The organism is Desulfolutivibrio sulfodismutans DSM 3696, from assembly GCF_013376455.1.
GTDB classification, from domain to species: domain Bacteria; phylum Desulfobacterota; class Desulfovibrionia; order Desulfovibrionales; family Desulfovibrionaceae; genus Desulfolutivibrio; species Desulfolutivibrio sulfodismutans.
Window position 1 is genome coordinate 905,751 of the sequence record NZ_CP045504.1, and the last position, 20,183, is coordinate 925,933.

The window sequence follows — 20,183 nt, forward strand, 5'->3', positions numbered from 1 at the left end:
GTTAATTGACCCGTTTTTTAAGCTAGAATCCATAAAACCCCTTTTTCGTCTGCCATGAGGAGTCGCCGATGACCCGCAAGGACCGCACCGAGGGCATCTACAGCCGTCGCGAGGTGCTCGATGAATCCGAGCGCCGCCAATATTACCAGATCCAGATCAAGGATCTTCTGACCTATGCCTACCGGTATTCCGAGGACGTCAAAAAACGCTTCGACCGGGCCCAGTTCCAGGTGGGCAAGTTCAAGACCCTCTCGGACCTCAAACATATCCCCATCCTCAAGAAAAAAGAGCTCATCTTTTTGCAGTCCATGGGACCGCGCCTGGGCGGCCTGTTGACCAAGGACATGGGCGAACTGCGGCGCATCTTCCTGTCGCCCGGCCCCATCTTCGATCCCGAAGACCGCGACGAGGATTATTGGGGATGGACCGAGGGCTTCTACGCCTCGGGATTCCGCTCCGGCGACCTGGTCCAGGTGACCTTCAACTACCACCTGACCCCGGCCGGGCTCATGTTCGAGGAGCCCCTGCGAAACTTGGGCTGCGCCGTGGTGCCCGCCGGTCCCGGCAATTCCACCACCCAGCTTGAGATCATGCAGAAGCTGCGGGTCACCGGCTACGTGGGCACCCCCTCCTACCTCATGCACCTGGCCCAAAAGGGCGAGGAGGCGGGGCTCAACCTGCGCAAAGACCTGTATATGGAAGTGGCCTTCGTCACCGGGGAAAAGTTCTCGGAAAAACTGCGGGCCAACCTGGAAAAGAAATTCGACATCATCATGCGCCAGGGCTACGGCACGGCCGACGTGGGATGCGTGGGCTACGAGTGCTTCCACAAGACGGGCCTGCACATCGCCAACCGGGCCTTCGTGGAGATCTGCCATCCCGACACGGGCATCCCGCTCAAGGACGGCGAGGTGGGCGAGATCGTGGTCACGGCCTTCAACAAGACCTATCCCCTCATCCGCCTGGCCACCGGGGACTTGTCCTACATCGAGCGCGCCCCCTGCGCCTGCGGCCGCACCTCGCCGCGCCTGGGCAACATCGTGGGCCGCGTGGACACCACCGCCCGCATCAAGGGCATGTTCGTCTACCCGCACCAGGTGGAACAGGTGATCAGCCGCTTCGAGGAGATCAAACGCTGGCAGATCGAGGTCACCAACCCCGGCGGCATCGACGAAATGAATCTGGTCATCGAGGCCAGCAACTTCAAGCGCGAAGAAGACCTGCTGCACAAGTTCCGGGAGCGGATCAAACTGCGCCCCTCCTTGACCGTGCTCGTGCCCGGCACCCTGCCGCCGCAGATCCGGCCCATCGAGGACAAACGCAAGTGGGATTAGCGCCGCGTCCCGCATTCGACGCCCTTTGCCGCGCCGTGGCCCCGGTCTTCCCGTTCGGGAACGCCGGGGACGGGCGGCGGATGATCAAAGCCCGCCTCCCGGCCCGCATGTTCCGGCTGGCGGGTTTTTTATCGCTTTTCGCGCTTTTTCTGGCCGGATGCGCCGGAAAATCCGCCACCCCGCGCCCGCAGGCCCTGGCGGACACGCCGGGCGGCTTCGCCGCCAAGGCCGGGGCCGTGGGGCAGGGAACCTTCCTTGACCGCACCGGCCGCCCCCTGGCCGGAAACGACCTGTCCCGGGCAGTCGCCCCATACGACTACATCCTGGTGGGCGAATCCCACCCCAGCGCCTGCGACCATGCGGCCCAGGCCGCCGTGTTGGCCGCGCTCCTTGACGCCGGAAAGCGTCCGGCCATCGGCCTTGAGATGGTGGACGTCTCCCGCCAGGACATGCTTGCCGCCTTTCACGCCGGAAAGCTGGCCGTGGCCGACCTGCCCCGGGCCCTGGACTGGGAAAAAAACTGGGGATTCTCCTTCTCCCTGTACGCCCCGATTTTCGAACTGGCCGCCCGGCACGGCCTGCCGGTCTACGCCCTGAACCTGCCGTCGGAACTGGCCCGGCGGGCCGGGGCGCGCGGCGTCACCTCCTTAAGCCCGTCGGAAAACGCCCTTTTGCCCGGGCAGATCCTCCCGGCAGGCGAGAGAGCCACGCAACGCCTGACCGCATTTTTCGCCGAGCACGCGGCCATGATGCCGAAGTCAAAGGCCTCTCCGGCAGGCGAACCTTCCGAAGCCGCCAGGGAAAGGCTGCACTCTTTCCTGACGGTCCAGGCCCTGTGGGACACCCAGATGGCCTTTGCGGCCGTGGCCGCCCATGCCCGAAGCGGCCGCCCGGCATTGATCCTGGCTGGCGGCGGACATGTGGAATTCGGGGACGGCATTGCCGCCCGCATCCGCCGCCTGGACCCGGACGCGGCCATCCTGACCATCATGCCCTGGCGCGGCGGCCTTGATCCGGAACCGGAAGAGGCCGATCTCTTTTTCTACTGTCCCCTGGTCTTCCAAAGCCGACTGGGGTTTTCCCTGGAGATGGCCGAAACGGGGGGGAAGTCGCCCTCCCCGGCCCTGGTGACCGCCGTGACGCCGGGCTCCCGGGCCGAGACCGCCGGAGTGTTGCCCGGCGACGCCATCGTCTCGGTGGCTGGCAGGCCGGTGAGTTCCCTGTTGGACCTGCACAAGGCGGCCATGGACGCCGGACGGGAGAAAATCCCCTTGCGCCTGACCGTGCTTCGGGGCGGCGAGTCCCTGGACATCGCCGTCGAGCTGCCTAAACGGCCGTGAACCGCCAAGCCGCGCGCCTGCGCCGTGGCCTCCCGGCCCGCACGGCAGCACAAACCGACCCCCACACCGCACATGCCCGAACTGCCTGAAGTGGAAACCATCGCCCGGGGGCTTGCTCCCGGCCTCACAGGCCGAACCGTGGCCGACGCCCGCTTTTTGTGTCCCACGGTGCTGGCCGACTGCCCCTGCGGCGACGTTTTTCGCGACGGCGTCCGTGGCCGCCGCATCCGGGCCGTGCGCCGCCGGGCCAAGCTGCTCCTCCTCGATCTGGACCCGGCTCCGGGCCGGACGGACGCCGCCCATCTGGCCGTGCATCTCAAGATGACCGGACGGTTGTGGATCGGCGAGGCCGCCAGCGAGCCACTCAGGCATACCCGCTTCCAGCTTTTTTTGGACAACGGGCAGGCCCTTTTCTTCCAAGATCAGCGCCGTTTCGGCAACTGCCGCCTGCTGGCCGATCTCGCCTCCTGGCCTTTTTACGCCGCCCTGGGGCCGGAGCCCCTGGAGACCGATCCCAAGATCCTGGCCGCGCGGCTCGGGAAAAAGACCGCCCGCATCAAGGCCCTTTTGCTCGACCAGACCGTGGTGGCCGGGGTGGGCAACATCTACGCCGACGAAACCCTCTTCCTGGCGGGCATCCGCCCGGACGCCCGGGCCTGCGACCTCTCCCCGGCCCGGCGCAAAAAACTCTTCGCCGTCCTGCAACAGGTGCTGACCCGGGCCATCGCCGCCGGGGGCAGCACCATCCGCGACTACCGCACCCCGGAGGGCCTGGAAGGCGGCTTCCAGAACGACTTTGCGGTCTACGGCCGGGGAGGCGAACCCTGTCCGACCTGCGGCACGCCCCTTGCCGTCGCCAAGGTGGCCGGGCGGACCTCCACGTATTGCCCCCGGTGCCAGGGGTGACTTGTCCGGCCGTCGGGGCTACCATGCGCCGCCGCGCCGGTCGTCCCCGGCCGCCATGCCTATGAACGAACACGCCAAACAGATCGCCAAGGACGTCTCCATCGTCGGAGGCGCGACCCTCGTCAGCCGCATCCTGGGCTTTTTCCGGGATGTGATCCTGGCCTCCGTGCTTGGCGCGGGCGTGTACGCCGACGCCTTCTACGTGGCCTTGCGTCTGCCCAACATGCTTCGGAGGCTCTTCGCCGAGGGCTCCATGACCATGGCCTTCGTGCCCGTGTTTTCAAACCTGCGCGAGACCGAGGGCGATCAGGCGGCCTTCGCCATGGCCCGTTCGGCCCTGGTCTGGCTGCTCGGCATCCTGTCGGCCGTCACCGCCCTGGCCATCTTTTTCGCCGACCCCGTCACCCGGCTCATCGCCCCGGGGTTTGCCTCCAAACCCGAACTGTTCGCCCTGACCGTGGATCTGGTGCGCATCGTCTTCCCCTACATCATCCAGATCTCGGCCGTGGCCCTGTGCATGGGCGTGCTCAATTCCATGGGCCATTTCCTGGCCCCGGCCCTGGCCACATCGGAGCTCAACACGGCCATCATCCTGGGGGCCGGAGTGGCCTGGGTCTTCGGCCTGGACCCGGCCTACACCCTGGCCTGGTCCGTGCTGGCGGGCGGTTTCGGGCAGTGGTCCATGCAGCAGCCGTGGATGCGCAAATACGGGTTTCGCTGGCGCGGCCCCTTCCGGCTCAAAGACCCAGGCGTCATCAAGATGGCCAAGCTCATGATCCCCACGACCTTCGGCGCGGCGGTCTACCAGCTCAACATCCTTTTGGGCACCCTCCTGGCCTCCTACCTTCCCGTGGGCAGCGTCTCCTACCTGTACTACGCCGACCGGCTGGTGCAGTTCCCCCTGGGGATCTTCGGGGTGGCCATCGGCACCGTGGCCCTGCCGAGCCTGTCCCGGCTGGCCACGGGCGGGCGCATGGAGGAATACACCTCCACCCTGGCCGCCTCCCTGCGGCTGACCCTTTTCATCAGCCTGCCGTCCACGGCGGGGCTTATCGCCCTGGCCCATCCCATGGTCGCGGTGCTCTTCGGCCGGGGGGCGTTTTCCCCCGAGGCCGAGGCCGCCACCTCCGCCGCCCTGGTGGCTTTCACCGTGGGACTTCCGGCCTTTGCCTGCGTGCGGCCGCTTTTTTCGGCCTACTACGCCCTCTCGGACACCAAGACCCCGGCCGTGACCGCCGCCGTGTGCCTGGCGGCCTACGCCGCCACGGGCTATGGCCTCATGGGCTCCATGGGCCATGTGGGCCTGGCCCTGGCCACCTCCGTGTCCTCGTGGCTCAATGTGCTCATCCTGTGGTTCATGCTGCGCAAAAAAATCGGTCCCTTTTTCCCCCTGGACAAAACCCTGGCCGTAAGCCTTGGTCTGAGCCTGTGCATCGGCGCGGCCGCCTATGCGCTGTCCGGCTTTCCCGTCCTGTCCCTGGTCCTGATCCTGCCCCTGGCCGCCGCCTACATGGCCGTCAGCGCCCTTTTCGGGGTGGAGGAGGCCCGGATGGCGACCGGACTGGCCAAGCGCCTCGTCCCCCGACGGTTCCATAAAAAAACATCGTAAAAGGACACCCGCCGTGACCACCCTTGAAATCGCCATTGCCTTTTTGACCCTGGCAGGCCTTGAAATCGTGCTCGGCATCGACAACATCGTCTTTATCGCCATCATCACCAACAACCTGCCCGACGCCATACAATCCAAGGCCCGCAAGATCGGCCTGCTTCTGGCCATGGGCACGCGCATCGCGCTGCTCTTCGCCATCACCTGGGTCATGCGCCTGACCGCGCCGCTTTTTACGATCATGGAGCTGACCCTGTCCGGCCGCGATCTGATCCTGCTCGCCGGCGGGCTTTTTCTCATCGCCAAGTCCACCTTCGAAATCCACGACAAGATCGAACACCGGCCCCACGAGGAACACGCCGCCCGAAAGGCCCTGACCTTCCGCTCGGCCGTGACCCAGATCGCCCTTTTGGACATCATCTTCTCCCTGGATTCGGTCATCACCGCCGTGGGCATGGTGGGGCAGATAGGGATCATGGTCTCGGCCGTCGTCGCGGCGGTCCTGGTCATGATGGTCTTCGCCGACACGGTCAGCCGCTTCGTGCATCGCCACCCCACCATCCAGATGCTGGCCCTGTCGTTTCTGATCCTCATCGGGGTGTTCCTGGTGGCCGAGGGCCTGGGCAAGCACATCGACCGGGGCTACATCTACTTCGCCATGTTTTTCTCGCTTTTAGTGGAATTTTTGAACATGCGGATGCGCAAGACCCAGGCGTCGTAGGGGAGTTGGGCAGGGGGAAGCCTGCGGCGGACCCGGACGACCGGGTGGAAGGGAGGCCTCCGGCGGCCAAGGGACTTAAAACCCCTTGGAACCCCCAAACGGGGGCCAGAGACCGGACGGCTTCCTGACGATGGCTGATGATCCGGGACGGACAGGCCGGGCGACGGGTTTGCGCACGGCGCGGCAGGCAGGCCCGAGCGAAGCGACGCATGGCCTGACGCCGCGCCATGCCGCAGGCCCCGAGCCCGGCCGACCAAACGAATATCCGAGATGGGTCGTTTTATGGAAAACCCCGCCCCGAGCACTGACGCCGTGCGCGACGCCCGCGCCCTGTTTCCCCGGGGGCTGACCCAACCCGAATCGGGCTGGCGGTTCTCCCTGGACGCGCTTTTGCTCGGCGCCTTCGCATCACCCAAGCCCGGGGCCAGGGTGCTGGACCTGGGCTGCGGCTGCGGCCCGGCCGGGCTGTGGCTGCTGCTGCGGGAGATGTGCCCGAACGCCACCGTGACCGGTGTGGACATTTCCCCGGACATGGTCCGGGCGGCCGGGGAAAACGCCGCCCTCCTGGGCCTGACGGATGTCTTTTCGGCCCATGTCCTGGACGTCCGGGAGGTTCGCGCCCGGGCCGCCGACGCGCCGCGCAAGGGAGCTTTTCGCCCAGAACCCGAATCCTTCGGCCACATCCTGTGCAATCCGCCCTACCAGCCCATGGGCGCAGGCCGGAGGAGCCCCCACGCGGGACGCCGCCTGGCCCGCTGCGAGTCCTGCGGCACGCTTGACGACTTCCTGTCGGCGGCGGCCTTTCTCCTGGCCAACCGGGGCGGGCTGTCCGTGGTCTATCCGGCCTCCAGGCTGACCGGACTCATCACCGCCCTGACCGAAAAAAACCTCGAACCCAAAACCCTGCTGCCCGTCCTGTCCCGCCCGGACCATCCGGCCCGGCTGGTCCTCGTCTCGGCCGTCAAAAACGGCGGCCGGGAACTGGCCGTCTTGCCGCCCCTGATCCTGTACCGGGAGTCCGACGGGACAGACGGCCCGGACGCAGGCGCGCCCCGCCGCCTGTCCGAATCGGCCCTGGCCTTCTGCCCCTGCCTGGCGGCCAACCCCTGAAGCGCCACGCAAAACGCCCCGCGGCCCCGCGCCTTCACGGCACGGTCCGGGACCACTCTCCGGTTCATGATGTCGAGGTTTCGGGTTGGAGGCGGGACGCAGCACCCGTCACTCAGGCGGGCGGCGAAGTGGGCGGCGACGCGGAAGGCCCGTCAGGGCGCGGCATGCCGAGCCTGTCCTGAATATCCGTCACGGCGCGCTCGATGTCGTCGTACAAGTGATCCTCCCCCACCAGGTCGGCCATCCCGTTTTTGCGGAACATGGCCGCGACGTCCGGGGCGAGGTCGGCAAAGGCCAGCAGAATGGTGGCCTTTTTGAGATCCCGGGCCAGGGCCAGAAGCATGTCGGCGGAGGTGATGCACAGCCGCCGGTTGGCCTTGAGTTGCAGAACCAGGGCCCGGGGCGTGGCCGGGCCCGTGCAGAAATCCATGACCGCAGCCTGAAATTTCCCGGCGTTGGCGAAAAAAAGCGCCCCTTCCATCCGCAGCACCCGGATTCCGGGGACTTCCCTGGCCCGGGAATGCTGGCGTGCACTCACCCAGATGACCCCGCAATCCCTGATCTCCCCCATGACGGAGAGATCAATGGTGCTGGCGAAAAAAAGAAGACACGCCAGGGAGGCAAAAACCGCCAGCATGAGTCCGGGCAGGATGTCGAGCACCACCACGCCGCCAAGGGCGATCAGGCACAACACGAATTCGTAGCCGCTTTGGCGGAAGTAGCGCCGCACCTCGGACACCTTCATCAGCCTGGCCACGGCGTGCATCACCACCGCGCCCAGGATGGCCTCGGGAAGCCCGTAAAAAAGCGGGGTGAAAAAACACAGGGTCAGTCCGACCATCAGCGCGGCCACCCCCGAGGAGACCTTGCTCCTGGCCCCGGCGGCGACGTTGACGGCGGTGGAGGACATGCTGCCCCCGGCCAGGATGCCCCCCACCAGGGCGCTTCCCAGATTGGCCGCCCCCAGGGCCGTCAGTTCCCTGTCGGCCTCGACGCGCAGCCCGAACCGCGCCGCGGAGTGCTCCGCCGCCCCCAGGGCCTGGGAAAAGGCCACCAGGGCCAATCCGGCCGCAGCCGGGGCCAGGGCCTTCAGGTCGGCCGCATGGACGGATGGAAAAGCAAGGGACGGCAGACCGGCAGGGAAAGCCTGGACCGTGTCCACGCCGAATTCCGGGCCCAGATCGAACAGCCGGGAGGCCACGATCCCCAGAACCAGGATGAATAACCCGGCAGGCAGACGCGAGGCGAATCTTTCAAAAAAAAACAGCATGGCCAGGGCAGAAAGGCCCACGGCCATGGTGACCGGATTGCAGTTTCCCATATGCTCGGCCAGATGCACGACCTGCATGAACATGTCGCCGTGGCCGCGCGGCAGGCCTAAAATCTTATGCAACTGGCTGGCGGCGATGTAGACGGCCAGACCGAAGATGAATCCGGTCATCACCGGCTTGGACAGAAGCGCGGTGACGCGCCCAAGCCGCAAAAGGCCCGCCGCAAGGAAGATGGCCCCGGCGCAGAGCACCAGGAGGGCTGTGAGTGCGACATACCTGGCCGGATCGCCTCCGGCCAGGGGGGCGACGATGGCCGCCATCATGATGGATTCGGACGAGGTGGCGGCGCAGACCATAACGGGACTGCCGCCCAGGAGAAAATACAGCGGCAGCGAGGCCAAAAGCGTGTACAGGCCCGCCTGGACCGGCATTCCGGCCATGCCCGCATAGGCCAGGGCCTCCGGGGCCAGCACGCCCCACAGCGTCAGCCCGGCCAGGATGTCCGTCCCCGGGGAGACGTCGCCCATGCCCGGGAGTCTGTGCAAGGCCTGCCGCAGGCGCGGCTTCACATCCAATGCCCGGCCTCCATGCCTTTTTCGCGTCGCCCGCGCCGTTTGCGCCGTTTTCGAGTCGACAGAAACAGTGTCCGCATGCCCCCGGCAGGGTGGCGCATTCCCCCCGCAACGGCCCTTCGCCCAGGTGTTGCGTCCCTTACAAGCCCGACACTAGACGCGCGTCCGGCGCAACGCTTTGCCCACGCCGATCTGCATCAGATCCTCGCCGATGATCAATCGGCCGTCAAACCCCTTCTGGGCCTGCCGCAGGCGCGCCACCGGGGTGTTTCCGGGACCGATATGGCTTAAGACCAGGGTTTTGGCCCGGCACGACGCCGCGACCTTTCCCACGTCGTCGAGTGCGGTGTGGGCCGAAAGCACATGTTGATACAGGGGCCAGGCCGGGTCGCCCGGCTTGGCGCCCTTGAAGGAGCCTTCCACCCAGATGTTGTCGATGATCTCATGCACCAACACGTCGCAGCCCTGGGCGAGCTTTTGCATGTTGCCCTTGGTGTCGGGACCGGTGTCGCCGGAGATGACCACCGATCCGTCCTCGGTGTCGAAGCGGAAGGCGAAAGACGGATAGACCTGGGCATGGTCCACCAACACGGCGGACACCTTGACCAGATCGTCGCTGTAGATGGGAAAGGGATCCATGGCCGGGCAGGTCTCGGCCCGGGTCCATATCTTGGCCGGGTCCGGGACGTGAAAGCCCGCGGGCCAGGGGACGCCGTTTGGGTCGCCGATCTCCTTGACGTCGATGATGTTCGGGATTTCGGGATAGTTCTCGTCGTGGGTGCAGTTGTTGAAGGTGGTGGCGAAGGCTTGCAGGATCAGGTCCGTGGTCTGCCGGATGCCCGGGGTCGGGGTGGCCAGCGGGGTATCGACGCCTGCCATCTGCACCATCCCGTTATAACCGGAGACGTTTTCATCCAGCCGCCCCCGGTTGCAGGGACCAAAAATCTTGAGCTTGTCGGGAACCCCGAATCCGGCCCGGGCCCCGATCTCCAAGAACGTGGGATAGTCGCCGAGGTGGTCCATGTGCATATGCGTAATAAAAACCGCCCGCACCTTGGCGAGGAAATTGGACAAATCCCCCTGAATGGTTTGACCGCGATACGTCAAGAATTTTCCATGGTTGAAAGCCTGGGCCATACGATGGGTCGCGCCGAACCCCAGGTCGATGACGTACATGGCGTCTCCGACCACGAGCACCTGGGAGGCGCTGGCCCGATCCGAGCCCGGCCACCACGTCATGCCGCCGGTCGTCCCCAAAAGCACCAACCGGGTGCGATGGTTCACGGCGTCGGCTTTCTTTTTCTGTCCGGCCGGATGCGCGTTCGCCAGGCGGCCGCCAAGTCCCACCATGAGCGGGGCCAGGGCCAAGGCCCCCATCCCCTTCAAAAGCGAGCGACGGTGAATCCTCGGCCCTTTCACATCCCTGATCGGCATGGAAACCTCCCCGTTTCGAATGGCTGACAAAGGAAATACGGTTCGACAAGGATTGTATCCTACTCACGGGAGGCGGTCCATGGTCGCCCATATCGACGCTCCGATCAATGGGCGTTGCGACAGCGGCCATCGCATGACATCCGGCGGCGCAGGCCGATCAATCTGAATCCCCACCGGATTGTCCGAAAGGATCACTACCGCCCCTGGGGAAACAGCACCTCGGGGCGCGGTTCCGGAAGCTCCATATTCGCAGCCTGGACGGTCTGGCGCATGGCCGCTGTGGCCACGGCAAGCCTGGCCAATTCACTACGATAGGGCACGGCGGCCTGGGCCGTTCCGGCGTCGCCCTCGTCAACGGCCATAAAATGCGGCGGACACGCCGCGAACATTCCCGCCGCCACCACCAGCACGAAAAGAAACCGTCTCATGGCCATCCCTCCGATCCGTTTCGGCCTCGCGTCCTGCGGCCCATCCGCCTGCGCGAGTCGCCATTGAATCCAAGGAAAGCCAAAAGCGTGCCGCAGACGGAAAACATCTGCAACATGCCGCCATGTCGGACTTTTTTACGGATAAAAAGGGAACACTCAGAAGCGGTCTGTCGGCGCGTTCGCGGCAGGAAAGCGAAGTGACGAAATATCGTGCCCACGATCCCGGCCAGACGATATTTCGCAGGCGGACGAGAACGGCGCATAGCCGGGGCCGGAAGCGCCCCCCGGGGGGAGAACGCCAGCCCCCCCCGGCCACAGGACCGCGGGGACCGGAAAAACGCTTAGAAAACCACGCCCTCGAACCAATAGATCTTCGTTTCCGGATCCTTCCAGGCCGCCTCGGGAAGTCCGGCCTTGCGGCAGGTCTGGCGCAGAAACGTCACCCGGTCCCAGCCCCATTCCACGGGCACCTGCGGCAAAAGCAGGCCGGAATGCATGCCGCGCCGGAGAAAGAGGCCATGCCGCCCCACCTCGATGCGCTCCGGGTCCGGACACGGGGCCAGGGGGCTTAAGACCGTGATCTCCACCTCAAGCCCGTCCAGTTCGGCCCGGGTCAGCGGCGGAAACCGGGGATCCTCGAAGGCGGCGGCCAGGGCCATGTCGGCCACGTTGTCCCACAGGGGCCGGTCAGCCACGATATGCCCGATGCAGCCGCGAAGCTGGTCCCGGCGCTTGAGGGTGACAAAGGCCCCGTAGGGTTCGCGCAACACATCCGTCGGCGGTTCGGGAACGCCGCTGTCGCGACCATCCAGGCGTTCCATGATGCGCCGCCACACCAATTCCTTGAGGGACTTTTTTTCCGTGTCCGTAAGGGAAAATCGGAACCTTTCCATGGCCTTTCACCTCATCGTGTCCTGCCGATTGCCGACCCCGGGCCGGTCGGCGCTCACCTGGAACCCGCCTGCCACAGACGCCGAAAGGACATCCGCAGCCCGCCCGGATCATTTTTTACGTCGCAGGTCCGGCGCTCCGGCCAATACGCCCGGCCAGCCGCCCCCAATCGCAACGCTGCTTGCACCATTGCCCAAAAACCTCTCCTGGGCAAGACGCCAGGCATGCCCGGCCCAAGTTCCTGCCTGTCGGCCTCCCTAAAACCCCAAATATTGACAAAATTGTCACAATACCTTGACAAGGCTCTGTTCTGCTCGATAAAAGTATATGCACCTATGGATAGGACTCCCGTCCGATACGTACGATCCCACGCGCCACCAGGATGGTTCAGCGCTTCCCGGTCCTGTAGAAACAAACCTCGACCCTGGGAGCTACTTGCATGCAGTTTGCCAAAAACGTCAAACTTTCCTGGAAGCTTGCCGCCATCGGCGTGGCCTTCGTCCTCCCCCTGGCCGTCCTTTTGCTTCTCGCCATCCAAAACATCAACGGACAGATAGCCTTCAGCCGTCTGGAAACACAGGGCAACGACTTTCAACGTCCCCTGGAAAAACTCCTGGAACACCTCCCCCGGGCCACTTCCGACCCCGTCGCCGCCTCCCGGGTCGACCAGGCCTTCGCCGAACTGGCCGACGCCGCCAAGCGGCATGGCGACGACCTGCAATTCACCGCCGAGGGCCTGGGCATCCGCAAACGCTCCCATCTCGATCCCGCAGCCGTGGCCGCCAGATGGACCCAGGCCAGGGCCAGCCAGGGCGATCCGGCCGTCTTCAAGGATAAGACGGCGGCCCTGGTGGACGACGTCATGGGCATGATCACCCATGCCGGGGATACCTCCAATCTGATCCTCGATCCCGACCTCGACAGCTACTACATGATGGACCTGACGCTTCTGGCCCTGCCCCAGACCCAGCGCCGCCTGGCCAACATCCTCGACTTCGGGGACACGGCCCTTGGCGGCCCCCTGTCCGAGGAGGATCGCCGCCGGTTCCACACCCTGGCCGAGATGCTTGCCGAGTCCGACTTTTCCCGCATCCTGGCCGACACCGAAACCACCCTCAACGAAGATCCGAACTTCTACGGCGTAAGCCCGCATCTGGCCCAAAACATGGCGGCGGGCCTGTCCCGGTACAAGGCCGCCACAGAACCGTTTATCGCCCTGCTCACGTCCCTGGCCGCCGGTGAGCCGGTCACCCGGGAGGCCTTCCTGGCATCGGGCAACGCCGCCCGGGATGCCGCCTTCCGCTATTGGGAGGTCTGCGCCGACGAGCTGGATACCTTCCTGGCCGTGCGCATCGGCGACTACACCACCCGGCGCACGACCATGCTCGCGGCCACGGGCCTGGCCTTGATCCTGGCCACCACCCTGGCCTTCCTCATCGGCCGGGGCGTCACCCGGACCATCACGGGAATGGTCGCCTACGCCCGGGCCGTGGCCGACGGCGACCTGAGCGCCCAGTTGCAGGCCGGGGGCAGCACGGCCGAACTCAACCTGCTCCAGGAGGATCTGGGGACCATGGTGGCCGCCCTCAAGGAGAAGCTGGGGTTTGTCCAGGGCATTCTGGGCGGCATCACCATGCCCTGCCTGGTGGTCAATCCTGAAGGCCGCATCACCTATTTAAACACCCTGTTGTGCCATTTCATGTCCAAGGACAAGTCGGCATCGGACTACCTCGGCACGCACATCCGCGACTTTTTCACCGGCAACAGGGAAATCGCCGACCTGATTCTGACCACCCTGGCAGGACGCACCCTGCTCACCAACCAGGGATTCGAGGGCTCGGACACCCGGGGCGGCCGTTTTTTCATCAAAATCGACGCAGCCCCCATCTTCGACCTGGAAAACCGCGCCCTGGGCTGCTTCGCCCAGTTCGCGGTGCTGACCGAGGTCAAACGCCAGGAAGAAACGCTGGTGGAAACCAACAAGGTCATCTGCGAAACCGCCGACCAGGCCGGGGCCATCGCCTCCGAGGTGGCGGCGGCGGCGGCGGAGCTGTCCCTGGTGGTGGAGCAGACCGGCAAGGGCATGGGCATCCAGCGGGCCCGCACCGGCGAAACGGCCACGGCCATGCAGCAGATGAACGCCACGGTGCTGGAGGTGGCCAAAAACGCCTCGGGCGCCGCCGAGCAGGCCGAGCGGACCATGCACAAGGCCCGGGAGGGGGCGGACACGGTACACCAGTCGGTCACGGCCATCGGCCGGGTGAAGAGCCAGACCGACATCCTCAAGGACCGCATCGCCACACTGGGGGAACAGGCCGCAGGCATCGGCCGGATCATGAACGTCATTTCCGACATCGCCGACCAGACCAATCTTTTGGCGCTTAACGCCGCCATCGAGGCCGCCCGGGCCGGAGAGGCCGGACGCGGCTTCGCTGTCGTGGCCGACGAGGTGCGCAAGCTCGCGGAAAAGACCATGCACGCCACCACGGAGGTGGGCGACTCCATCACCGCCATCCAGGCCGGGGCCAAGGAGGCGGTCAGCGGCATGGACGAGGCCACCCTGGCCGTGGCCGAGGCCACCCGGTTGGCCGACCATTCCGGCGTGGCCCTGCAGGAAATCATGGAACTGGCCGGGCACACCAACGACCAGGTGCGCTCCATCGCGGCCGCGGCCGAGGAGCAATCCGCCGCCAGCGAACAAATCCACCGGGCCGTGGACGAGGTCAATCATGTGGCCGAGGAGACAGCCCAGGGCGTGGACCGTTCCATGCGGGCCGTGGAGCAATTGGCCTCCCAGGCCGAGGCCTTGGACCACTTGATCCGCAAAATCGGCGGCGAATCCTGCCTTCCCGCCTAAGCCGCACAACCCGCAAACGAAACGCGGCCCGGCGGGAATCCCCGCCGGGCCGCGCGTGATCGGCGTCAGGCCTTTTTCAATCCGCACCCAGCGGGACCGGCCTCGCTCAATGCGCGACATCCGAAAGGCGGATCAGCGAATGCCACGCTCGTTGAAAAAGGGTCCGTATTTTTTGTCCACACCCTTGATATGCCCCACCAGCCAGTCCTTGAGAAAACGCATGACATCCATGGTCAGGGAGGTTTTGCCCTCCTTGAAGGCGTTTTCAAATTCCAAGACCTTCGCGACAAATCGCTCATGCTCTTTTTTGTGGTTGAGATAGCCGGGATATTTGAGTTTCTCCATATACCGCTCTTCCACGCCGAAATGTTCCACCGTATAGTTTTTCAGGGCGTCCACCAGACCTGCCAGAACCTTCACGCCCTTCCTCGATCGCATGGCCTCATGCAGGCCGTTAATCATGTCCACCAGCACCTTGTGCTGGTCGTCGATCTCGTCGATGTTCACGGACAACGACTCGTCCCAGATCAGCATGGGGCCGTCGCCGCTGCTGCCTGGTTTGGCCGAACGTCCCGGAAGAGCGGCCGTCGGGCGCGGGGTGCGGCTTGGGGTTGGGGCGAAAGAAGGGGCGGGCCTGGTGCTTCGGGGCCTTGGCCGGGAGTCGCGCGGCCCCGCCCCCGGGGCCTCGCCGCCCATGGCGCTGATGACCGCGTCCAGCTCCCCGGCCAGCCGGGACAGTTCGTCCAGGGCCGCAGCCGCAGCCGCCATGTCCTCGACCGTGGTCCCGGCGATGCCGTTGACCTCCTCCACCGCCCGGTGGATCTCCTCGCTGACGGCGGACTGCTCCTCCGAGGCCGTGGCGATGGACAGAACCTGCCCGGCGGTGTCGTCCACGATGGCCACGATCTCGTCCATGAACCGTCCGGATTCCTCGGCGGCCTGGGTGCTCTCCACCACGCCCAGGGCGGCCGCCTCCACGGCGGCGATGTTTTCCTTGGCCTGCTTCTGGATATCGCCCACGGCCTGTCCCACCTCGCCGGTGGCCTGCATGGTCTTTTCCGCGAGCTTGCGCACCTCGTCGGCCACCACGGCGAAACCGCGCCCGGCCTCTCCGGCCCGGGCGGCCTCGATGGCGGCGTTAAGCGCCAAAAGATTGGTCTGGTCGGCGATGTCGTTGATGACGCTTATGACCTGCCCGATGCCGTCGGCCTGTCGGCCAAGCTGGCCCATGGTCTCTTTGAGGGCCAAAATCCGCTCCTCAATGCTGGCGATGGAGGCCACGGCCGAGCGCACGCCCTGCGCCCCGGTCTGGGCCTTTTCTTTGGCGCGACCGGCGCTTTCCGCTGCGCCCGAGGCGTTTCTGGCCACCTCCAGCACCGTGGAGTTCATCTCCTCCATGGCCGTGGCCGTTTCGGCCATGCGATCCCGCTGATGGTTGGCCCCCCGGTTGACCTCCTCCACCTGCCCGGACAACTGGGCGGCGGCCTCGGTGAAACTCACGGAAACCATTTTGGCCTGGGCGGCCGCCTGGGCCATCTTCTCCAGCACGGCCTGGGCCTTTGCCTCGTGCTCCCGGGCCTTTTCCAGGGCGGAAGCGGTCTCGGAGGCGCTTCGCACCGCCTCCTGCTCCTTGCCCCGGGCCGTCTCCATGAGTTCTCCCAGGCGGGCCACCATGTTCACCATGGACTCCTTGAGGGCCAAGAGCTCCTGCCGAAACTCCCCCTTGATTCCGGCGGACAGATCGCCCCCGGCCACGGCCCCGGCATAGTCGCGAAGCCGGACCAAGGGGGTGGTGATATTGCGGGTAATGCTGACGATGACGAAACAAAGGAGGATCACCCCAAAGACGACGCCCACGGCCTGGGTCGCAAGCAAAAACCCCACCTTGGCCTCGGATTCGGACTGCATGAATTTGACTGCGTCGTCCATGGCCGCCACCACGCCCTCGCCGCCTTCCAGAAAACGCCGTACGGCCTGGGGATCGGGCGCATCCAGGCAGGCCTTGAGCTCCCGGCCGAAATCATCCCATTTGGCCCTGACCTGGCGCAACTTTTCCGCGGCCTGCGCCGTGGCGGCAGGCACTTTTGCCGTTCCCCCTGTCGGCGACAGCCCAAGGGGGGCGTTCCCCGAAGAGGTCAGGGAGGCAAGGGTGGTCTCGAAGACCTGCACTTGGTCGGTAATGGTGCGTTGCAGGTCTGCCGTGGGGAGTCCCTGTTTTTTTACATCCAGATAATGCAGGACATTTTTCGAAATCTTCTCCACCAGCATGCGCTGTCGACCAGCCAGATTGACTACCAGGCCGTCGGTCTTCTGGGCCGACGTCAGCCACCAGGTCGCCCCAAACATAACAACAACGATGCTGAAGACAGCCACAACAGAGAAAATAAGTCTTTTCCCAATGCTCATACAACACCTCATGTTTCTGTGGAAAAGGGGAAAGGTCGGAAAGGACAAAAAAAGAAATGATCCACGCGGCAGCCTATCCGAGGAAACGACCTGGGCAGGGTACTTCCTGGAAGAGCCCGCACCGGCGCATGGTCCAAATCTACCAAGGTCCGGAATTATAGCAAGGCTGTCCGAAGGCGGAAGGCTGTGCGCACACGAATGCCGTTCGAACGCCATCCGCTTGAAACAGAGCAAAATACTATACTTTGCGTGGGGAACCACCAATCCGAAAAAAATTTCATCCGGTCAAAGCACCCCGGGAAAGGCCGCCGCATTCGGCGCTTCCCGAAGCGGCGAAGGCGCCGCCACAGGCATACCCCGCCCCGGCGCGAACCAATCTCGGGCCGCAGCCGAAACGCCGGGAGGGCATGGGACGCGCGCACAGGGAAAAACGCATGCGGCGTCCCTACGGATCATTCATGGCCGTTCCTTCGGCCGGGCCAGGGGCGGCCTCGTTCGCGAAGCTTGTGCAGGATCGTCCGGCAACGATGTCCCGGGTCCGCACCGCAGCCTTTCCGACGCCCCCCTGGCGCCAACCGCCCAGGGGAGAAAGCAGGCGTGAATGGAACCAGCCGGGCAGGCCCGACTGCCCGCCCCGGCGCAACAAACCGCACAGGGCGAAAGCAGGCGCGAAAGCCCGACAACCGCTGTCGGCCGCCGCCAGTCGCCGGTCAGGCGAAGAGAACCCCCGCCGCCGTGAGCGCCGTCTCCATATCCGCATCGGACAGGCGCAACCGCGACTGCAGGACCAGTTTCTCCTGCCCCGGATCGAAAAGCGGATAGTCGCTGCCGAAAAGGATGCGTTCTTTGGGATGGCGGTCGTAGATTTCGCGCAGGGTCGCGTCGTCCAAAAAGGCCAGGGTGCTTGAGGTGTCGATGTAGACATCCTGACCGATGAGGTGCGTCAGGGCCCACTGCCAATGCCGGTAGCCGCCCATGTGTGCGGCGATGATGACAAGCTCCGGGAAATCGCGGTGAATGGCCGCCACCTTCATGGGGCAGGAGTTGTTCTGCTCGGGCGGCAGCACGTCGCCCACATGGAGCATGACCGCAAACCGGCCGCTGATCATCTCAAAGATCGGCCACAGTCGGGGATCGTCCAGCCGAAAGCCCTGGAAATCGGCGTGCAGCTTGATGCCCCGGATTCCGGCCCGCTCCAGGCGGTCGAGTTCGCCAGCGATGTCCGGATAATCGGGATGCAGGGTGCCGAAGGCCCGCACCCGGGGATGATCCCTCTCAAGTTCGATGGCCCAGTTGTTGGCCGGGATGACCTGGGCCGGGGACGTGGCGGCGCTATGCACCACCACCCGGTCGATGCCGCCAGCCGTCGCCCTGGCCAGAAGATCCTCGATCAGGCCGGTTCCCACCGGGGGAATGCCGTAGTGGTTGTTGAGCTGGGCGATGACTTTGTGGGCGATCTTATGATGATAGGCGTGGGTGTGAATATCGAAGGTCAACAACGTGTACATACCTCGGTTAGGCGTTTCGTTTTCCCCAAAGCGGATCACGTTTCGAACACAACCGCGCGGGTTGGGACAGGTTTCGGAAATGTGCGGGGGACGGGGGGTCAGGGGGCGGGGTCGCCCTGGAACAGGGCCTTGAGCCAGTCCGGCACGGCCACCGGCCGGCCCTGGGGATTGATGCAGGCATGCTGGGTCTGTCCCACGGCCAGAAGCGTCGCGCCGTCCGGCGGGCCAAAAACCTGATACGTGAAAAGGATGGAGGCCCGGCCCCATTCGCGCACCGCCGTGCGCACCAGGATCTCCTCGTCGTAGCGGGCGGACTTGATGTAGCGCACATGCATCTCCCGCACGGGGAGGACGATGCCGCGCTTTTCCACATCGCCGTAGCCCATGCCCCGTTCCCGGATGAACTGGCTGCGGGCCCGCTCGAACCAGTGGGGATATTCGCCGTAATAGGCCACGCCCATCATGTCCGTCTCGCCGTAGGACACCCGGAACCGGTGCCAGGCGTCGGGGAGCGGAAACTGGTCGCGCTTGAGGATCATGCCCGGCGTCCGGCCCGGTCCAGGGCGAAGTCCAAAAGATCAAAGCCCTGCTCCACCACAAGGCCTGTGCCAGCGGCCAGGGCCTCGGTAAAGGCCGGGGCGGGCTGGGGCGAAAGGCCCTCGCGCCACAGGACGAAGGGCACGGGATCGGTGGTGTGGGTCTTGACGGCGATGGGCGTAAAATGGTCGCAGGCCGTCAAAAAGATCGTATCCGTCCCGGCCAGGGCCTCCCGCAGGGGCCCCACCACCAGCCGGTCGAAGCGCGTCACCGCCTCCACCTTGTCCGCCGCCTGCCCGCCGTGGCCGCATTCGTCCGGGGCCTCCACATGCAGGAACACGAAATCCCCCCGGGTCAGAAAGTCCAGGGCCGCCGCGACCTTTCCGGCGTAGTTGGTGTCCAGAAGCCCCGTAGCCCCGGGCACGTCCACGACCTCCATCCCGGCCGCCCGGCCCAGGCCCTTGACCAGATCCACGGCCGAGACCACAGCCCCGCGCAGGCCGTATTTCTCCTCGAAAGGCGGCAGGCTCAGGGTGCCGCCCTGGCCCCAGGGCCACACGGCGTTGGCCCGCGAACCATGGTTCGTCACGGCCAGGACCGTGGCCGCCTTGGTCATGAACTCCCACAGGATGGGGCTTTTCCGGAAAAGGGCCAGATCCTCGGCAATGGGCTTGTCGGTGATGTCGTGGGGCGGCCGCACGGCCATGGAGGCCTCGAAGCTTTTCACGCCGCGCGTCTCGGCCCCGGCCTTGAGCACCAGGATATGGCGGTACTGCACCCCGGGATACACGGACATGTCGATGCCCGCGCAGGTTCGTGACAGCCCGGCCACGATCCGGTGGGCGATGTCGGTGTCGATATGACCGGCGGAATAGTCGCGCATGACCCCGGCGTCGGAAAACTCGCTCACCGTGACCAGGTTCAGGCGGAAGATCAGGTCGTCGGGCCAGGTGACCAGCCCCATGGCCGCCGCCTCGATGGGCCCTCGGCCGGTGTGGTATCTGGCCGGGTCAAAGCCGAGCAAGGACATGTTGGCCACGTCGGACCCGGGCGGCATGCCCTGGGGAATGCTGCGGCAAAGCCCCACCACGCCCGAAGCGGCCATGGCGTCCATGTGCGGCGTGTGCGCCGCCTCAAGGGGCGTTTTCCCGCCCAGGGACTCCACGGGCCAGTCGCCCATGCCGTCGGCCAAAAGGAATATGCATTTCATGGTCGCACGCACCTTGCCCGGGAAGGTTGGGGAGAGGTTCAACGGAATGTGG

General features: G+C 65.4%; 15 protein-coding genes. 7 read left to right on the top strand and 8 right to left on the bottom strand.

Annotation, left to right across the window (positions count from 1 at the left end):
* Positions 1 to 68 precede the first annotated feature (68 nt).
* The 6 genes from GD606_RS04395 to GD606_RS04420 all read left to right on the top strand — a co-directional run bounded on the left by GD606_RS04395 (position 69) and on the right by GD606_RS04420 (position 7,017).
* Positions 69 to 1,334 (top strand): phenylacetate--CoA ligase family protein, encoded by a 1,266-nt coding sequence (locus GD606_RS04395; RefSeq protein WP_163302830.1) that lies wholly within the window; start codon positions 69 to 71, stop codon positions 1,332 to 1,334.
* Positions 1,335 to 1,414: 80 nt separating this feature from the next.
* Entirely contained in the window at positions 1,415 to 2,674 is a 1,260-nt protein-coding gene (locus GD606_RS04400) for a ChaN family lipoprotein (protein ID WP_163302831.1), read from the top strand.
* A gap of 72 nt (positions 2,675 to 2,746) precedes the next feature.
* The gene (gene mutM, locus GD606_RS04405) at positions 2,747 to 3,580 is read left to right on the top strand and encodes a bifunctional DNA-formamidopyrimidine glycosylase/DNA-(apurinic or apyrimidinic site) lyase (protein WP_163302832.1); all 834 of its coding nucleotides are present in this window, start codon (positions 2,747 to 2,749) and stop codon (positions 3,578 to 3,580) included.
* 61 nt (positions 3,581 to 3,641) lie between these two features.
* Positions 3,642 to 5,189 carry a murein biosynthesis integral membrane protein MurJ gene (gene murJ, locus GD606_RS04410; RefSeq protein ID WP_163302833.1) on the top strand — a complete coding sequence of 516 codons (1,548 nt, stop codon included), beginning with the start codon at positions 3,642 to 3,644 and terminating at the stop codon, positions 5,187 to 5,189.
* Positions 5,190 to 5,202: 13 nt separating this feature from the next.
* Positions 5,203 to 5,907 (top strand): TerC family protein, encoded by a 705-nt coding sequence (locus GD606_RS04415; RefSeq protein WP_246298963.1) that lies wholly within the window; start codon positions 5,203 to 5,205, stop codon positions 5,905 to 5,907.
* A gap of 282 nt (positions 5,908 to 6,189) precedes the next feature.
* Positions 6,190 to 7,017 carry a tRNA1(Val) (adenine(37)-N6)-methyltransferase gene (locus GD606_RS04420; protein ID WP_163302834.1) on the top strand — a complete coding sequence of 276 codons (828 nt, stop codon included), beginning with the start codon at positions 6,190 to 6,192 and terminating at the stop codon, positions 7,015 to 7,017.
* A gap of 112 nt (positions 7,018 to 7,129) precedes the next feature.
* Here the strand turns inward: GD606_RS04420 and GD606_RS04425 are convergent, their stop codons facing one another.
* The 4 genes from GD606_RS04425 to amrA form a co-directional block, all read right to left on the bottom strand.
* Complete coding sequence (locus GD606_RS04425) at positions 7,130 to 8,857, bottom strand: SulP family inorganic anion transporter (protein WP_246299059.1); 1,728 nt, start codon at positions 8,855 to 8,857, stop codon at positions 7,130 to 7,132.
* A 156-nt stretch (positions 8,858 to 9,013) separates the two neighbouring features.
* Positions 9,014 to 10,294, bottom strand: coding sequence for an MBL fold metallo-hydrolase (locus tag GD606_RS04430; protein WP_163302836.1), 1,281 nt, complete (start codon positions 10,292 to 10,294; stop codon positions 9,014 to 9,016).
* A 194-nt stretch (positions 10,295 to 10,488) separates the two neighbouring features.
* A complete protein-coding gene (locus GD606_RS04435; RefSeq protein WP_163302837.1) occupies positions 10,489 to 10,722 on the bottom strand; it encodes a hypothetical protein in 234 nt (77 codons plus the stop codon).
* A 341-nt stretch (positions 10,723 to 11,063) separates the two neighbouring features.
* Entirely contained in the window at positions 11,064 to 11,615 is a 552-nt protein-coding gene (gene amrA / locus GD606_RS04440; protein ID WP_163302838.1) for an AmmeMemoRadiSam system protein A, read from the bottom strand.
* A gap of 437 nt (positions 11,616 to 12,052) precedes the next feature.
* On the opposite strand from amrA, the gene GD606_RS04445 reads away from it, so the two are divergent.
* On the top strand, positions 12,053 to 14,470 hold the full coding sequence (locus GD606_RS04445) for a methyl-accepting chemotaxis protein (RefSeq protein WP_163302839.1): 2,418 nt from the start codon (positions 12,053 to 12,055) through the stop codon (positions 14,468 to 14,470).
* 132 nt (positions 14,471 to 14,602) lie between these two features.
* Here the strand turns inward: GD606_RS04445 and GD606_RS04450 are convergent, their stop codons facing one another.
* From GD606_RS04450 to GD606_RS04465, 4 genes are all read right to left on the bottom strand, one after another.
* Positions 14,603 to 16,816 (bottom strand): bacteriohemerythrin, encoded by a 2,214-nt coding sequence (locus tag GD606_RS04450; RefSeq protein ID WP_246298965.1) that lies wholly within the window; start codon positions 16,814 to 16,816, stop codon positions 14,603 to 14,605.
* A gap of 770 nt (positions 16,817 to 17,586) precedes the next feature.
* Positions 17,587 to 18,372 (bottom strand): amidohydrolase family protein, encoded by a 786-nt coding sequence (locus GD606_RS04455; protein WP_163302843.1) that lies wholly within the window; start codon positions 18,370 to 18,372, stop codon positions 17,587 to 17,589.
* 110 nt (positions 18,373 to 18,482) lie between these two features.
* Positions 18,483 to 18,923: an acyl-CoA thioesterase gene (locus GD606_RS04460; protein WP_163303792.1), complete on the bottom strand. Its 441-nt coding sequence runs from the start codon at positions 18,921 to 18,923 to the stop codon at positions 18,483 to 18,485.
* Positions 18,920 to 20,131 carry a cofactor-independent phosphoglycerate mutase gene (locus GD606_RS04465; protein ID WP_163303793.1) on the bottom strand — a complete coding sequence of 404 codons (1,212 nt, stop codon included), beginning with the start codon at positions 20,129 to 20,131 and terminating at the stop codon, positions 18,920 to 18,922. Before GD606_RS04465 ends, GD606_RS04460 begins: the two co-directional genes overlap by 4 nt.
* Between the last annotated feature and the right edge of the window lie 52 nt (positions 20,132 to 20,183).

What these genes read in the sequence shown, in the direction of transcription:
- GD606_RS04395 (WP_163302830.1), top strand. Translation starts at nt 69, where the DNA reads ATGACCCGCAAGGACCGCACCGAGGGCATCTACAGCCGTCGCGAGGTG.
- GD606_RS04400 (WP_163302831.1), top strand. Translation starts at nt 1,415, where the DNA reads ATGATCAAAGCCCGCCTCCCGGCCCGCATGTTCCGGCTGGCGGGTTTT.
- mutM (WP_163302832.1), top strand. Translation starts at nt 2,747, where the DNA reads ATGCCCGAACTGCCTGAAGTGGAAACCATCGCCCGGGGGCTTGCTCCC.
- murJ (WP_163302833.1), top strand. Translation starts at nt 3,642, where the DNA reads ATGAACGAACACGCCAAACAGATCGCCAAGGACGTCTCCATCGTCGGA.
- GD606_RS04420 (WP_163302834.1), top strand. Translation starts at nt 6,190, where the DNA reads ATGGAAAACCCCGCCCCGAGCACTGACGCCGTGCGCGACGCCCGCGCC.
- GD606_RS04430 (WP_163302836.1), bottom strand. Translation starts at nt 10,294, where the DNA reads ATGCCGATCAGGGATGTGAAAGGGCCGAGGATTCACCGTCGCTCGCTT.
- GD606_RS04435 (WP_163302837.1), bottom strand. Translation starts at nt 10,722, where the DNA reads ATGAGACGGTTTCTTTTCGTGCTGGTGGTGGCGGCGGGAATGTTCGCG.
- amrA (WP_163302838.1), bottom strand. Translation starts at nt 11,615, where the DNA reads ATGGAAAGGTTCCGATTTTCCCTTACGGACACGGAAAAAAAGTCCCTC.
- GD606_RS04445 (WP_163302839.1), top strand. Translation starts at nt 12,053, where the DNA reads ATGCAGTTTGCCAAAAACGTCAAACTTTCCTGGAAGCTTGCCGCCATC.
- GD606_RS04450 (WP_246298965.1), bottom strand. Translation starts at nt 16,816, where the DNA reads ATGTTTGGGGCGACCTGGTGGCTGACGTCGGCCCAGAAGACCGACGGC.
- GD606_RS04460 (WP_163303792.1), bottom strand. Translation starts at nt 18,923, where the DNA reads ATGATCCTCAAGCGCGACCAGTTTCCGCTCCCCGACGCCTGGCACCGG.
- GD606_RS04465 (WP_163303793.1), bottom strand. Translation starts at nt 20,131, where the DNA reads ATGAAATGCATATTCCTTTTGGCCGACGGCATGGGCGACTGGCCCGTG.